At 60.7% G+C, this 14,321-nt stretch carries 12 protein-coding genes, 1 pseudogene and 1 riboswitch; of the genes and pseudogenes, 9 read left to right on the top strand and 4 right to left on the bottom strand.

What is annotated here, in order from left to right:
* Positions 1 to 604 (top strand): annotated as a pseudogene (locus tag RIN49_RS15850) (hypothetical protein); the annotation flags it as partial.
* A gap of 358 nt (positions 605 to 962) precedes the next feature.
* Here RIN49_RS15850 and RIN49_RS15845 read toward each other — a convergent pair.
* Together RIN49_RS15845 and RIN49_RS15840 are read right to left on the bottom strand one after the other, a co-directional pair.
* Positions 963 to 1,334, bottom strand: a complete 372-nt coding sequence (locus RIN49_RS15845) for a cupredoxin domain-containing protein (protein WP_309121139.1) — start codon at positions 1,332 to 1,334, stop codon at positions 963 to 965.
* 172 nt (positions 1,335 to 1,506) lie between these two features.
* On the bottom strand, positions 1,507 to 1,869 hold the full coding sequence (locus RIN49_RS15840) for a phage holin family protein (RefSeq protein WP_309121138.1): 363 nt from the start codon (positions 1,867 to 1,869) through the stop codon (positions 1,507 to 1,509).
* A 117-nt stretch (positions 1,870 to 1,986) separates the two neighbouring features.
* On the opposite strand from RIN49_RS15840, the gene RIN49_RS15835 reads away from it, so the two are divergent.
* Entirely contained in the window at positions 1,987 to 4,344 is a 2,358-nt protein-coding gene (locus RIN49_RS15835; protein ID WP_309121137.1) for an endonuclease MutS2, read from the top strand.
* Between the two features lie 204 nt (positions 4,345 to 4,548).
* On the opposite strand, the gene RIN49_RS15830 is transcribed toward RIN49_RS15835, so the two are convergent.
* Positions 4,549 to 6,750, bottom strand: a complete 2,202-nt coding sequence (locus RIN49_RS15830) for a golvesin C-terminal-like domain-containing protein (protein ID WP_309121136.1) — start codon at positions 6,748 to 6,750, stop codon at positions 4,549 to 4,551.
* A gap of 159 nt (positions 6,751 to 6,909) precedes the next feature.
* On the opposite strand from RIN49_RS15830, the gene RIN49_RS15825 reads away from it, so the two are divergent.
* Entirely contained in the window at positions 6,910 to 7,722 is an 813-nt protein-coding gene (locus RIN49_RS15825) for a helix-turn-helix domain-containing protein (protein WP_309121135.1), read from the top strand.
* A 1-nt stretch (position 7,723) separates the two neighbouring features.
* Here the strand turns inward: RIN49_RS15825 and RIN49_RS15820 are convergent, their stop codons facing one another.
* Complete coding sequence (locus RIN49_RS15820; protein ID WP_309121134.1) at positions 7,724 to 8,635, bottom strand: NAD-dependent epimerase/dehydratase family protein; 912 nt, start codon at positions 8,633 to 8,635, stop codon at positions 7,724 to 7,726.
* A gap of 247 nt (positions 8,636 to 8,882) precedes the next feature.
* On the opposite strand from RIN49_RS15820, the gene RIN49_RS15815 reads away from it, so the two are divergent.
* The 6 genes from RIN49_RS15815 to RIN49_RS15790 all read left to right on the top strand — a co-directional run bounded on the left by RIN49_RS15815 (position 8,883) and on the right by RIN49_RS15790 (position 14,320).
* A complete protein-coding gene (locus RIN49_RS15815) occupies positions 8,883 to 9,341 on the top strand; it encodes a hypothetical protein (RefSeq protein ID WP_309121133.1) in 459 nt (152 codons plus the stop codon).
* A 129-nt stretch (positions 9,342 to 9,470) separates the two neighbouring features.
* Complete coding sequence (locus RIN49_RS15810; RefSeq protein WP_309121132.1) at positions 9,471 to 10,691, top strand: MFS transporter; 1,221 nt, start codon at positions 9,471 to 9,473, stop codon at positions 10,689 to 10,691.
* A 93-nt stretch (positions 10,692 to 10,784) separates the two neighbouring features.
* On the top strand, positions 10,785 to 11,021 hold the full coding sequence (locus RIN49_RS15805) for a hypothetical protein (protein ID WP_309121131.1): 237 nt from the start codon (positions 10,785 to 10,787) through the stop codon (positions 11,019 to 11,021).
* Positions 11,022 to 11,151: 130 nt separating this feature from the next.
* Positions 11,152 to 11,643, top strand: coding sequence for an Lrp/AsnC family transcriptional regulator (locus RIN49_RS15800; RefSeq protein WP_309121130.1), 492 nt, complete (start codon positions 11,152 to 11,154; stop codon positions 11,641 to 11,643).
* 18 nt (positions 11,644 to 11,661) lie between these two features.
* Positions 11,662 to 12,837 (top strand): aminotransferase class I/II-fold pyridoxal phosphate-dependent enzyme, encoded by a 1,176-nt coding sequence (locus tag RIN49_RS15795; protein WP_309121129.1) that lies wholly within the window; start codon positions 11,662 to 11,664, stop codon positions 12,835 to 12,837.
* A 101-nt stretch (positions 12,838 to 12,938) separates the two neighbouring features.
* A riboswitch (cobalamin riboswitch) is annotated at positions 12,939 to 13,147 on the top strand.
* Between the two features lie 195 nt (positions 13,148 to 13,342).
* On the top strand, positions 13,343 to 14,320 hold the full coding sequence (locus tag RIN49_RS15790) for an ABC transporter substrate-binding protein (RefSeq protein WP_309121128.1): 978 nt from the start codon (positions 13,343 to 13,345) through the stop codon (positions 14,318 to 14,320).
* Position 14,321: the final 1 nt, after the last annotated feature.

Raw genomic sequence — 14,321 nt, 5'->3', positions numbered from 1 at the left:
CGAGCTGGAGCTGGAGACGCTCCGCCTCGAAGAGGAGCGGGAGCGCGGGAAGGCGGCGCTGGCGGCGGAGCTGCAGGCGAAGAGCGACGCGCTGGCGAAGGCCGAGGAAGAGGCGCGGAGCCGGTCGGCGCTGGCGGCGCGTCTGCAGGAGCGGCTCGACGAGCTGGAGCTGGAGACGCTCCGTCTCGAAGAGGAGCGGGAGCGCGGCGAAGCGGCGCTGGCGGCGGAGCTGCGGACGAAGATCGACGAGCTGGAAGCGGAGAACGCAAGGCTCGCCGAAGAATCGGAGCTGGCGAGCCTCGCTTGGGCCGAGCGCGTGGAAGAGTGGGAAGCGAAGTACGGCGCCGCGGCGCGCGAGTCGGAAGCGGCGGTCGCCGCGCTGGGCGCGAGAGTCGCGGAGCTGGAAGCGGAACGATCCCAACGGGAAGCCGCCGCGACCGTCGAGACCGCGAAACCGGCACCGTTCGGAGCGCCGTCGAAGTCTTCGGCCGAAGCGGGCGATCCGTCGTTGGCGGAGAAGTATAAGAAGCTGCAAGAGGAATACGCGAAGCTGCAGAACGAGTTCAACGAGTGGATCGAACTGACGCAGATGGAGACGCAATAGAGGCAGCCGGAACAGCCGGCCGCCTCTTTTTTTGGAGCGGGCGGAGCGCCTTGAATGATTGCAACCTCCCAAGGATGAAACTCGTGTTGTGCAGCCAATTGGGGAGGGGTTCCACAATTTTCGGGGTGGCATGCCCTAATTATTGCGGAGAAGCGCCCCAATGTATTGCTCCCTACCAAGATGAAACTCGTGTTATGCGGCCAATTGGGGAGGGTTCCTCAATTTTTGGGGTGGTTTACCCTAATTATTGTGGAAAAGCGCCCCAATGTATTGAGTTCCGGATTGCTGTTAGTGGATGGGTCGGAGGTAGAAAAAAAAGCCGATCGCCTTTATAGGCGCCGACTTTTCCAGCTTGGCTTTATTCCACGATCAACGTCGACTTCATCTGCGAATGGCCCGTGCCGCACATAATGTTGCAGATGATCTCGTATTCCCCCGGCGCCGCGACGAACGAGGCGCTGTCCCCGTCCTTGAGCTTAAGGTTGACGCCGCGGATATCGATGCCGTGCATCCCTTGTTTAGACGCGAACGTGACGTTGACGGTGTCGCCCGTCTTCACGCGGTACTCCTTCTCGTTAAACTGGAAGTCCGTCGCTTCGATCGTCAGATCGACGGTGTTGCCGTTCGGCTCTACCGTCGGCGCCGCTTGCTCGGAACCGCCTCCGCCGCAAGCCGCCAACGCACCGCCCAGAACGATAGCCATCGCGAAGCAGGATAACCGCTTTTTCATACGTAAAAGACCCTCCCCGGATCGTAGGTTGTGGAAGAATACACTATCCACATTGTACTCCGATTCGGGAAGATGTCCATGAGGTTTCAACGGGGGACTGTGACAACATGTTGAACTTTGCTATGTAGGAAAAAACCAGCCCGCACCTGACGTGCAGACTGATTTTCCGCGCTTACTCCGCACGGCGTCGTTCGCCGCGATCGAACGGGGTAGCGACCGGCAGGAACAAGTCGATGATGCCGATGACCAGCGCCGCGAGCAGCGCGCCGATGACGGTCACGTCGACCCCGCCGACGATGAACTGCGCCGCGTAGATGACCAGCGCGCTCACTAGGAAGCCGACGATGCCCCGGCCGAACGGAGTGATCCGCTTGCCGAAGATCCCTTCGATCACCCAGCCGAACAGGGCGATCACAAGCGCCAAGAATAATGCGCTCCAGAAGCCGCCCACCTCGAATTGAGGAACCAGGGCGCCGACCAACAACAAAACGAGTGCCGAAACGATGAATCTGACGACATGTCCTAAGAAATGCATGTTTCAAGTCCTCCTCGTATTCATTTGTGTCGCACGCTCAGGAGACGACGTTTCGGTGCTTCCCTAGTGTTCCCCCGGCGCTTTGGATATAATACTTTCTTGAGGGGAGTGCGTCCCATGGACCAGAAGTTATTGGAAAAATTAGAGTATCCGAAAATTTTAAATAAACTGGAGTCCCACGCCGCCACATCGGTGGGGAAAGCGCTTGCCGCGGCGGCGCTGCCGAGCGGCGATCTGGAAGAAGTTCGTCATCGCTTGGCCGGGACCGACGAGGCCGCCGCGATCGACCGGATGAAGGGCGCGGCGCCGTTCGGCGGCATTACCGACATCCGCGCCAGCTTGAAGCGAGCCGCGATCGGCGGCACGCTCAGCGCGTTCGAGCTGCTCGGCGTCGCCGATACGGTGCAAGGCGGCCGCCGGGTGCGGCGGTTCGTCGAGTCGTATCAAGAGAAGCATGACGCCCCGATTCTCGGCGCGTTGGCGGAGGGCATCGAGGAGCTGCGTACGCTCGAGGACGCGATTCGCCGCTGCGTCGACGAGAACGGCATCGTCGTCGACACCGCGTCCGACGAGCTGTACCGGGTGCGGCGGGAGCTCCGCTCCGGCGAGGCGCGCGTGCGCGAGAAACTGGAGTCGATGGTGCGCAGTTCTTCGACGCAGAAGATGCTGCAGGAGGCGCTGATCACCGTGCGGAACGACCGCTTCGTCATCCCGGTGAAGAGCGAGTACCGCAGCGCGTTCGGCGGCATCGTGCACGACCAATCGTCCTCGGGCGCCACGATGTTCATCGAGCCGGAGCAGGTCGTGCAGATGAATAACAAGCTGCGAGAGCTGCGAATCCAAGAAGAACGGGAAATCGAGAAAATACTGCAGCGCTTGTCCGCCGCCGTCGCGGAACATACCGAGCCGCTCGAGTCGAACGTCGATTTGCTCGGCCAGCTGGATTTCCTGTTCGCGAAGGCGCGGCTCGCCCGCGAGATGAAGGCGAGCCTGCCGGCCATGAACGGCAAGGGCTTCCTGCGCATCCGCCGGGGCCGCCATCCGCTCATCGCGATCGAGAACGCCGTTCCGCTCGACATCGAGCTCGGCGGCTCGTACTCGGCGATCATCGTAACCGGACCGAACACCGGGGGCAAGACGGTGTCGCTGAAGACGGTCGGACTGCTGAGCCTGATGGCGATGACGGGGCTGTTCGTCCCGGCCGAGGACGGCAGCGAGCTGTGCGTGTTCGACGCGGTGTTCGCCGACATCGGCGACGAGCAGAGCATCGAGCAGAGCCTCAGTACGTTTTCGAGCCATATGACCAACATCATCGGAATCTTGAAAAAGATGACCCCCCGTTCCCTCGTCCTGCTCGACGAGGTCGGGGCGGGCACGGATCCCGCCGAGGGCTCCGCGCTTGCGATCGCCATTCTCGAGCATATCCGCGCGATGGGGTGCCGCTTGATCGCAACGACGCATTATAGCGAGCTGAAGGCGTACGCGTATGACAAGGCGGGCGTCATCAACGCCAGCATGGAGTTCGACGTCGAGACGCTGCGTCCGACGTACCGGCTGCTGGTCGGCGTGCCGGGCCGAAGCAACGCGTTCGCGATCGCCGAGCGTCTCGGCCTGCCGCGCCGCGTCATCGAAGACGCGCGGGTGCAGGTGACGGAGGAGGATCAACGCGTCGAGTCGATGATCGCGAAGCTCGAGGAGCATCGGATCGCCGCGGAAGCCGAGCGCCGGGAGGCGGAGCGGCTTCGACGCGAGACGGAGGAGCTGCGCCGCGAGTTGACGGAAGAGAAGCGCAAGCTCCACGAGCAGCGCGACAAGTGGATGGCGGAAGCGGAGCGCGAGGCGGCGGAAGCGGTGGCGAAGGCGCGCCGCGAAGCGGACGCGATCATCGCCGATCTGCGCAAGCAGGCGATGGAGGAAGGCGCGTCGATCAAGGAGCATAAGCTGATCGAAGCGAAGCGGCGGTTAGAGGAGACCGCGCCGAAGCCGCGGAAGCCTTCCGCGTCGCCGAGCGTCTCGCGGGCGAAAGCGCAGGTGTCGCCGGGCGACGAGGTGAAGGTCGTCTCCCTCGGGCAGCGCGGTCACGTCGTGGAGCGCCAAGCGGACGGCGCCGTCGTGCAGCTCGGCATCATCAAGATGAAGGTCGCGCTCACCGACCTCGAGCCGGTCGGCGGTTCCGCGCCTTCGAAGCAGCAGCGGAGCGTCGCCACCGTGAAGCGGACCCGCGACGAGAACGTCCGCACCGAGCTGGACCTCCGCGGCTCCAACGTCGAGGAAGCGATCGTCGAGGTGGACCGCTTCCTGGACGAAGCGATCATGGCGAACCTGTCGCAGGTGTATATCATTCACGGCAAGGGGACCGGGGTGCTGCGGACCGGCATTCAAGACTTCCTGCGCCGTCACAAGCATGTCCGCACGTTCCGCATCGGCGCCTTCAACGAAGGCGGTCACGGCGTCACCGTCGCGGAGTTGAAGTAACAAAGACGCATATCTGCGGTAAGCGGAAAACTCCGCCTATAACCGCACATGTGCGCTTAAACGCTCGATGTAAGCGGAAAATTCCGCTTATTGCTGCACAGGTGTGGGCTAAGTTCCTCCGGAAGGTAAATACCCGTCAGGCAATCGCCTGACGGGTATTTTTTTCGAATGGGGGGATGACGAGAGACGAGCGCTGCGAAACACTCAGTCGTTCGCGGGAATGAAGGCGACGGCGTTCGTCCGCAAGTAGCCGGAGGCCTGCTGGGGGTTCGCCCGCGACATCCGGACGAACCCGCCGGTCCCCTCGGCGAACTCGAAGGTTCCTAACTCGACCCACCCGGATTGGCCCGCCGTGTAGTCCGAGACGACCTCGGTCACGCCCCCGGCATGGGACACGGCAAGCTTCGTGGCCGGCTCGCTGGCCGGATGCACGATGCGGTACGCAAGCACCTGGTACGTGCCCGCCTCCAGATTCGGCGTCCAGGTCGCTGCGCCGCCCGCCGTCCCGCTGTAGCGCGTAATGGAACCGTTGTAGCCGGTCAATCCGCTGAGCGCCCACGAGCCGACGACTTCCTTGTATTGCGGGCTGGTCGGGTCGACGACGATCGCCTCGGCCGGCAGTATCGCATCGCCGCGTTCCTCGACCACGGGGACGCCGTCGTTATTGACGATGTTTTCCGTGCTCGGGATGTTCACTTTGATCGGGTGATTGACGTTGATGTACGTATTGCCGCTCAGCTCGACATTGCGGGCGTTCTTCAGATGGACGGCCGTCGCATGAGCTCCGATGTGAAGATCCTTGAACGTATTGTCGCGAATGACGATGCCGTCGTTATACTTCTCCTTATTGAAGGAGGCATGGTTTTCGAACGTCGTAATCGTCCCGTCGTACGAATTATACTTCTGAATCCATGTCGATTGCTCGAACAGGTTGTTCTGAATGACGACGTTCCGCGCGAAAGGTCCGGTATTGACGCTGGTCGGGCCCAATCCGATATTGGAGTATGCGTTATTGCGGAACACGCTGTTTTCGACGAGCAAATTTTTGTTCATGAACACCAAGGCGGTGCCGAAATTGCCCTCGACGGTGCTGTTGCGGAGAATGACTTGATCCCATTCGTAGCCTTGATGCGTCAATCGGGAACCGACCTTCACCGTGTCGGGGAGCGGGTCCGCGAAGGTGAGGACGTCGACGGTGCCTCCCGCGTTTACCGCAGACGCGATGACGCGTTCGAACGGCTGATCCCCGACCCAGAACGCAATCGTGTCGCCTGCGTTGAACGACAGCGTGCCCACTCCGTAGGACGTCCGGATGGAATAGTCGTCGATACGCTCCTTCACTTCGACGAAGGTGCTTCGGCTGACGAGCGGATCCCATCGCACGCCCTTCACGTACACTTCGTCCATCAAGAGCGAACCGCGGTTGTTGGAAAAGTGGAACGCGTCGCGCGGTCCGACGGCCAAGGAATGGCCTTGCGGCTCGACGCGGACGTTCTTGACCGTGAAGTTTTTGTTATAGCCGGCCAGCATGGACATGCCGAGCGAATTGTAAATCCGGACATTTTCTAACGCGATGTTTTCCGAATGCATGATCCGCAAATTCGGATTCGCGGTGTCGACGTTGAAATGCCAAGAGATCCCTTGCCCGATCTCGACCCGATTCGAGAAGCCCATCCCCGAAATCCGATACCGGTCGTCGCTCCCGTCCGGCACCTTGCTCCACGTCGTCGCGAAATAACCGTCCTTATCCGTGCCGATCGTCAGCGCATCCACGGGGAGGAGCATCCCCGTCTCGAGATCCCAGCTGTTCGCGGAGTACGCTTTCATTCCGTCGAAGTGAGGCATCCCCGGGAAAATGTCGACGACGACCGTGTCGCTCGCCCGGTCGACCGAGACGATCTCGCCGGCGGTGGCGAAGCGGGGGCCGTAATCCAAAATCAAATGCTCGAGCTTGACGTTCTTCGTGTTCTCGATGAAGAAATGGCCGGCCGCCGCCGCTCCGCTCACGTCGTTCCCGAGCGGGAGATTGACTTGGAGCACGGTCGCCGGGGCGCCGTCCGCATACGTCGCGCCGCGGACGGTGACGTTGCGCATATTCGAGAGGCGCAGCATCGCCTCCTCCCCCGCGGCCGTGCCGAGATGGTACACGCCTTCCTCGAAGGCAAGCACATTATGGCTGTTGCTCGCCGCCGCCGCTTGGATCGCCAATTGAATGGCCGGCGCGTCGTCGGCGCCGTCGCCCGCGATCGCGCCGTAATCCGCAACGTTGAGAATCATCGGATATGGTTCCGCCCCTTCCGCATGAACGCCGCCGGCGCCTACCCCTTGTCCCGCCGTCAAGAACAGCATCGCGGTTAAGCAGGCGCCCAGCGGCTTCGTAAATGTTCTCCTCGCGTTCGATCTCAACGCATCATCCCCTTTAGAAAGGTAGTGCCCTCCATGGGCGCCTAATAGTGAAAGCGCTTCAAAGGGCTCGTTTACATTCATCTTATGTTCAACTATGATGCAAGTAAATGTCTTGCTTTTTATCGAAAATATACATTTTTTACGATAGGAGACGCGAAAATGTCCGTATCCTTATTCGAATACAAAACGGAGTTATCCTATTATAAATTTTGGCGCAAAAAAGATCGGTTCGTTTTGTACGAAGACGTCTACGACGAATGGAGCTTGGTCGGCGTCGAGGAAGGCTCGTTCGAATACGAGATTGACGGGGAAAAGGGGACCGCGGCGTTCGGCGACCTCGTCGTTTGTCCGCCGAAGGTGCCTTTTCGCAGAGTGGTCATCTCGCCCTTGTCGTTCCACCATGCCAAGGTCGTCCTGCATCGCGACGGGGTCGCTTTGCAGGAGGCGAAGGAGAAGCGGCTCTCGGGCAAAGTCAGCGTGTCCGATACGGAGCGTCTGAAAGCCAATTACGACATCCTGAAGGTAAGCGGGAGGGCGTGGAAGCAAGCGGAGCAATTCGCGAAGTGCAGTCACTACGTCTATGATACCTGGTATTTATGCTTCGGAGAGCTCGAAGCGATGGCGCCCGAGGAGCCTGAGGCCGGGATCGGAGACGAGGCGATGGTTCGGGCGATGCAGCTCATCCGGCAGCAGGCGTTCCGTCCGTTGCAACTCGGCGAGCTGGCCGTTTCGCTGCGGCTGTCTCCGTCCCGTTTCACGCAGCGGTTTAAGAAGACGTACGGCCTTGCGCCGAGCGAATACGTGACCTCGCTTCGGCTCGAGAAGGCCAAGACGCTGCTGCTGGAGACGGACCTTCTCCTAGACGATATCGCGGAGAGCTGCGGGTATCAGAACGGGTATTATTTCAACCGCGTGTTTACGAAAGAGATGGGCGTGACGCCGGGACGGTTTCGGAAAACGAATCAAATGTAACCTACCGCAAATACTCGCGGATGCCGTCCGAAAACCGGATCGCCGGCGTTCGGTACGCCTCGTAGAAGGGAGTGCCGTCGCGGCAAATGTTTTCTTCGAGCAGCATGGCGAGTTGATTGCCGGTGATCGGGAAGAAGGGGAACCGCTCGAACAGGCGCACGGCCGGCTTCATCAGCCAGAGCGGCGCATGGACGAGGGCGATTCGGCGGCGGCCGATCGCGGCGCCGATGTCCCGCAGCATGTCGTTATAGACGATCTGCTCCGGACCGCCGATGTCGAAGGCGACGTCGAGCGGCTCGTACGTCAGCGCCTTGACGAAGACGTCGGCGACGGTGCGCAGCGACACGGGCTGCATCCGGTAACGTCCGTCGCCGATGACCGGGGTGAGCGGAAGCCGCGCAAGCCCGGCCAGCATGTTGACGAAGTCGTCGCCCGGACCGAAGATGACGGACGGTCGGAAGATGACGTACGGGATGCCGCTCGACCGAACGAGCTCCTCCGCCGCCCACTTGGAGCGGAAATAGCCCGTCGCCGCGCCCGGGCGGGCGCCCAGAGCGCTCATATGAATGAAGCGCTTGCCTTCCGCGGGGGCGAAGCCGGCGTCGACGCATGCCGCGACGAGGCGCCGCGTCCCTTCTTCGTGGATCCGTTCGAAGGTAACGCCGCGCGAAGGCGCCTCGCGGATGATGCCGACGAGGTGGATGACCGCGTCCGCGTCCGCCAACGCGTCCCGATACGTCTCCGGCGACAGCAGGTCGCCTTCAACGACGCGCGCCCGCGTCGAATCGGCGGCGGCCCCGCGGAGCTGGCTTCCCGGCCGTACCAAACAGATCGCTTCGTGACCTCGTTCCGTCAGTGCGTCGACGACGGCGGTGCCGACGTAACCGGTCGCTCCCGTGACGAATACGCGCATCCTCTTCCAACCCCTTCCTCTATTTCACCTCATTGTAAATCAAAGCGATTCCAATGTGAATGTCTGGCGAGGCGCGACTTTTTTCCCGGACGGGTTTTCGTTACAATAAGAGAAGTCTTTGCTTTATGGGTTCTTAAAGGGGGAGAAGCGGTGAAATACCTATGGGGAACGTTGTTGGTTTTCGCCCTGATTTTTTTAATATGCGGAGTGTACTACTTTAGCAAGCTATAGAAGAGGAGAATGCGCGATGTCGCAGCAGCAACAGCAAGTGTGCCCATGGTGTCAGATGGAAATTACGTGGGACGAGGAGCTCGGACCGGAGCCGAATTGTCCCCACTGCTATAACGAACTGGCCGAATACCGAACGGTGTCCATTCCGCTGAGGAAGGACGGGGGAATCCCGTTCGACGAGGAATCGAACGACGACTGGAATCGGTATACGCGCGCGGCGGAGCAGTATTTGGACGCGCAAGAGGAAGTGCCGGAATGTCCGCAATGCCAGGAGTACATGGTGCACGCAGGCGAGCAGATCGTCTCCGAGGCGGCGTTCGTGCCGAAGACGCCGTCGCCGATGTTCCCGCCGTTCCTGAAGGCGCCGTTCCGGCTCGACGTGTTCGTGTGCCCGCACTGCTTCACGGTGCATCAACGGCTGAGCTCGAAAGACAAGGCGGCGCTCGTCCGCCGTCTCGGCGAAGAGCAGGACTGATTCCCGGCTCGCGCGCGGCGGCTGCGGGCCCCCTCTTTTTTCCAAGACGTTTCCGTTCCGCGAATTTGGGCAACCTACGTGGAAGCTACGCGCAAGGAACGAAACAAGGGGAACAAAGGGGTACGAACCATGCCGCAAAAGTTAGAGCGCTCGGGTGGCCGCCTTGACGGCCAAACCCGGCTTCTACTTCTCGTCAACGCTTTGTTTGCATGCGCCAACGCGCTATCCGGAGCCTTCGTCAACGTCTATCTGTGGAAGGCCAAGCAAGATTTCGCGATGATCGGTTGGTTCGCGCTGTCTCACCAAGTCGTGATGGCGACGATGTTCGTCGCGATCGGCAAGTGGGTGAAGGAACGCAACAAGATGAATTCGCTGCGGCTCGGCGTCGCGCTCGCGGCGATTTTCTACTTGCTCGTGCTGCTGCTCGGGAAGAGCGCGGCGCAGTGGGTCGTCTTGCTCGGGGGCGTGCAGGGCATGTCTTCGGCGTTCTTCTGGCTCGCTTTCAACGTCGTGTATTTCGAGGTGACCGACCGCGATAACCGAGACCGCTTCAACGGTTGGGCCGGACTGCTCGGCTCCGCCGTCGGCATGGCCGCGCCGTGGATCTCGGGCTTCCTCATTACGAGGATGCCGAATATGACCGGCTATCGTCTGATCTTCTCGATTTCGCTCGGCGTGTTCGTCGTCGGCGCATTCGTCAGCTTTTTCCTAAAGAAACGCCCGGTGCAGAAAAACTATGAATGGCTGTACGGGATCAAGCAGCTCCGGCAGAAAGGCAACGGATGGCGGAGCGCTTACCCCGCCTTGTTCGCGCAGGGCGTAAGGGAAGGCGTCTTCGGCTTTCTGATCGGATTGATGGTGTACATCGCGACGAAGAACGAGCTGCAGCTCGGCAATTACGCGCTGATTACGTCGGCCGTATCGCTCGTCGCCTTCTTCTTGGCGGGGCGGCTCGTCAAGCCGGGGCGGCGGTCGATCCCGATGCTCGCGGGGGCGCTCGCCATGACGCTGATCATCTTGCCGTTCTTCTGGCAGGTGAACTATACGACGTTAATCGTCTTCGGGGTAGTGGTCGCCTTGTTTTACCCGCTCTACTCGATTCCGATTACGTCGACGATCTTCGATATGATCGGAGCGAACACGGAGAGCGCGGAGCATCGGGTCGAATACGTCGTGCTGCGAGAGACGGCGCTCAATATGGGGCGGATTCTCGGGACGATCGCGTTCATCTCGGTCGTTTCGTTCACGAAGGAGCCGCAGCATATTACGACGTTAATGTTGATTTTGGGATCGGCGCCGATCTTCTCGTGGTTTTTCATGCGGAAGCATCTGGCCGAAGGCGGGCGCTGAGCGCCCTTTTTTTATCTCGCGGTTGCATAAAAATACGACTGTGCGTATAATTATGAGTATGGTCATAGGAAAGACGAAAGGCGGCGGGTCCAAGTGAAAATCGCATTCGAAATCAAAGTTCCCGAGGCGGAAGCCTTCTTCGGTTTGTTGAACGAAGCGGCGGACGCGAACGCGCGGTACGAGGCGCTCCTGAGCGCCGGTCCGAACGTGATCGCGGCCTACGACGGCGAGAAGCTGGTCGGCGTCGGCGCCGGCGGCGACGTGACGGTGCATCCGGCGTACCTACGGCGCGACATCGAGCACAATATGAAGAAATTGGTCCGTTGGTAACGGCATAACGCGGCGAAACTCCCGAGAACGGGAGTTTTTTTGTTTTGCAGGAAGGACCTCGATTCGGGTAATATGGAAGGTATCTTCAAAAATTCAAAAGTCGATTGACGACCAGGGGGGAACGCAACACATGACGGAGCTTCAATTGAGGATTCTCGAACTGTTGAAAGAGGATTCCAGGCGCGATGCCGCGCTGCTCGCCACGATGTTGGACGAAAGCGAGGAGACGATTCGAGCGGCGATCCGCGAGATGGAAGAGAACAACGTCATCGTGAAGTACGCGACGGTCGTCAATTGGTCCAAGGTCGATCAAGAGAAGGTTACCGCGCTCATCGAAGTGCAGATCACGCCGGAGCGCGGACACGGCTTCGACGCGATCGCGGAACGCATTTATTTATATCCGGAGGTCAAGAGCGTGTATTTGATGTCGGGCGCCTACGATCTGCAGGTCGAGATCGAAGGGAAGAGCCTGCGCGAGATCGCTTCGTTCGTCTCCAATAAGCTGTCGACGCTGGAGCGCGTGCTTTCGACGAAGACGTTTTTCATCTTGAAAAAATACAAACAGGACGGCATCATATTCGAGGGCCGCGAAGGCGATCACCGAATGGTCGTGTCGCCGTAACTATAGGAGGTGCGCGCCATGAAACGGTATTTGACTCCGTTCGTACAGGCGATCCCTCCGTCGGGGATTCGCAAATTTTTCGATTTGGTCAGCGGCAGCAAAGACATCATCTCCCTCGGCGTCGGGGAGCCGGACTTCGTCACGCCGTGGCGGTTCCGCGACGCGGCCGTGAACGGCCTCGAGCAAGGACGCACGACGTATACGCACAACGCCGGCCTCCCGGAGCTCCGCGAGGCGATCGCCGAATATCTCTATCGTCAATTCGAAGTGAAATACGAGCCGAGGGACGAGGTGCTCGTCACGGTCGGCGGCAGCGAAGCGATCGATCTGGCGCTGCGCTCGCTCGTGTCGCCCGGCGACGAAGTGCTCGTCCCGGAGCCGTGCTACGTGTCGTATTCGCCGATCACGGCGATCGGGGGCGGTATTCCGGTCGGCATCGAGACGTTCGCGAAGGACCAGTTCAAGCTGCGCGCGGAATCGCTGAAGGCGGCCATTACGCCGCGGTCGAAGGTGCTGATCCTCAGCTACCCGAGCAATCCGACGGGCGGGATCATGACGCGCGAGGACTATGAGCCGATCGCGAAGCTCGTGGAGGAGCACGATCTCATCGTCATCTCGGACGAAATTTACGCCGAGCTGTCGTACGACGGCAAGCATTGCAGCTTCGCCTCCTTGCCGGGCATGCGGGATCGCACGATTCTCGTGAGCGGCTTCTCGAAGGCGTTCGCGATGACCGGCTGGCGCATGGGCTACGCGTGCGGACACCCGGACATTATCGGCGCGATGCTGAAGATTCACCAGTACACGGTCATGTGCGCGCCCGTTATGGGCCAGCTGGCGGCGATCGAAGCGCTGAAGAACGGCATGGAAGAGAAGGACCGGATGGTCGAGTCGTATAACCAGCGCCGCCGACTCGTCGTGAAGGGCTTCCGCGACATCGGCCTCGACATTCACGAACCGCATGGGGCGTTCTACGCATTCCCGTCGATCGCGAAGACCGGCCTCTCGTCGGAGGAATTCGCGCAGCGGCTGCTCGTCGAAGGCAAGGTCGCCGCGGTGCCGGGCCATGTGTTCGGCCTCGGCGGAGAAGGCTTCCTGCGATGCTCGTACGCGACGTCGGTCGCGAATTTGACCGAGGCGATCGATCGGATCGGCGCGTTCGTGCATACGCTGCGGGCGACGCAGAACGCGTAAAGCGGGATCGGTTTGTCGAAAGACGTTGAGAATTGTATTGTCAGGGGAAACCATTTTCCCTATAATCGTCTTTATGAGATGAGCAACACCTGAATTGAATTGCTTGATTTACGTTCTTGGGTCCTTGTCCGCGCACGCAGCGCGGGGAAGGTGAAAAGGGAAGCCGGTGCGAGTCCGGCGCGGTCCCGCCACTGTAACTTGGGGATGCGTTTCGATATGCCACTGTTTCGCGGACGACAAGCGGAACGGGAAGGCGAAGCGCGTCATTCAACCCATAAGCCAGGAGACCTGCCTAAGAGCGATTGCTGACAACTCCTTCGAGGAAAAGGATGCGGCTCGACGCAGGACGCCAAGCGCACGCTTGGTCGCGCGTTCCTGAACTCGTTGTGCCAGCCTTCCGTTTCTAGTCGAGACGGAAGGCTTTCTTTCTTTGTCATTCGGCAAGCAAGCGGCGGTGCGATTCTCTCTCATAGAAAAACATAAGGGTCGAGGAGAGGTTATCGGTATGTGGAAGCGTTGGTTAACAGGATTGTTGTCGGTCGTATTGGCGGTCGCGGTAGCGGCGTGCGGAGGAACGGCCGAGGAGACGGCGCCGCCGGCGGCGGAACCGGCTCCGCAAGGCGCGGAGTCCGCTGCGGAGTCTCCTGCGGAGTCTCCTGCGGAGGCGGCGTATCCGCTGACGGTGACGGACGCCTCGGGGACCGAGGTCGTATTCGAGAAGGCGCCGGAGCGAATCGTCTCCATCGCGCCTAGCGAGACGGAAGTGCTGTTCGCGGTCGGCGCGGGCGCAAGCGTCGTCGGCGTCGACGATTGGAGCGACTTCCCGGCGGACGTCGAAGGGCTGCCGCGCGTCGGCGGGCTCGAAGCGAACGTCGAGGCGATTCTCGAGCTGGAGCCGGACGTCGTCTTCGCGGGTTGGTCGATGAGCACGGCGACGATCGAGGAGCTGCGCAAGCTCGGGCTGACGGTGTACGCGTTCGAGACGCAGACGCTGGACGAAGCGATCGCGCACATCCGCGAGGTGGGCAAGATCGTAGACAACGCGGAGGAGGCGGAAGCGGTCGCCGCGAAGATGGAAGCCGACCGGCAGAAGGTCCTCGACGCGGTCGGGGGGTTGACCGACGCGGAGAAGAAGAAGGTGTACGTCGAGTTTTCCCCGGGCTGGACGGTCGGCAAGGGCGAATTCATGGACGAGCTGCTGACGTTGGCCGGCGGCGTGAACGTCGCCGACCAGCCCGGCTGGTACGAAATCAGCGAGGAAAACATTATCGAGGCGAATCCGGAGGTTATCTTGTATAGCGCCGGAGTCGAAGGATTGGAAGGCATCATTACGGGACGAGCCGGGTGGAACAAAATCGACGCGCTCGCGAACGGACAGCTGTTCGCGATCGACGACAACCTGATCTCGCGTCCGGGCCCGCGCTTAACGGAAGCGCTCATCGAAGTCGCGAAGGCGCTGTATCCGGAACGGATCGGACAATAAT

Source organism: Paenibacillus sp. (genome assembly GCF_031177825.1).
Lineage (GTDB): Bacteria > Bacillota > Bacilli > Paenibacillales > YIM-B00363 > Paenibacillus_AE.
Note: the sequence above shows the minus strand (reverse complement) of the source record. Positions and strands in the feature narration are given on the sequence as shown.

Bases quoted from the DNA above. Each gene is read 5' to 3' on its own strand.
- RIN49_RS15845 (WP_309121139.1), bottom strand. From the start codon at position 1,334: ATGAAAAAGCGGTTATCCTGCTTCGCGATGGCTATCGTTCTGGGCGGT.
- RIN49_RS15840 (WP_309121138.1), bottom strand. From the start codon at position 1,869: ATGCATTTCTTAGGACATGTCGTCAGATTCATCGTTTCGGCACTCGTT.
- RIN49_RS15835 (WP_309121137.1), top strand. From the start codon at position 1,987: ATGGACCAGAAGTTATTGGAAAAATTAGAGTATCCGAAAATTTTAAAT.
- RIN49_RS15825 (WP_309121135.1), top strand. From the start codon at position 6,910: ATGTCCGTATCCTTATTCGAATACAAAACGGAGTTATCCTATTATAAA.
- RIN49_RS15820 (WP_309121134.1), bottom strand. From the start codon at position 8,635: ATGCGCGTATTCGTCACGGGAGCGACCGGTTACGTCGGCACCGCCGTC.
- RIN49_RS15815 (WP_309121133.1), top strand. From the start codon at position 8,883: ATGTCGCAGCAGCAACAGCAAGTGTGCCCATGGTGTCAGATGGAAATT.
- RIN49_RS15810 (WP_309121132.1), top strand. From the start codon at position 9,471: ATGCCGCAAAAGTTAGAGCGCTCGGGTGGCCGCCTTGACGGCCAAACC.
- RIN49_RS15800 (WP_309121130.1), top strand. From the start codon at position 11,152: ATGACGGAGCTTCAATTGAGGATTCTCGAACTGTTGAAAGAGGATTCC.
- RIN49_RS15795 (WP_309121129.1), top strand. From the start codon at position 11,662: ATGAAACGGTATTTGACTCCGTTCGTACAGGCGATCCCTCCGTCGGGG.
- RIN49_RS15790 (WP_309121128.1), top strand. From the start codon at position 13,343: ATGTGGAAGCGTTGGTTAACAGGATTGTTGTCGGTCGTATTGGCGGTC.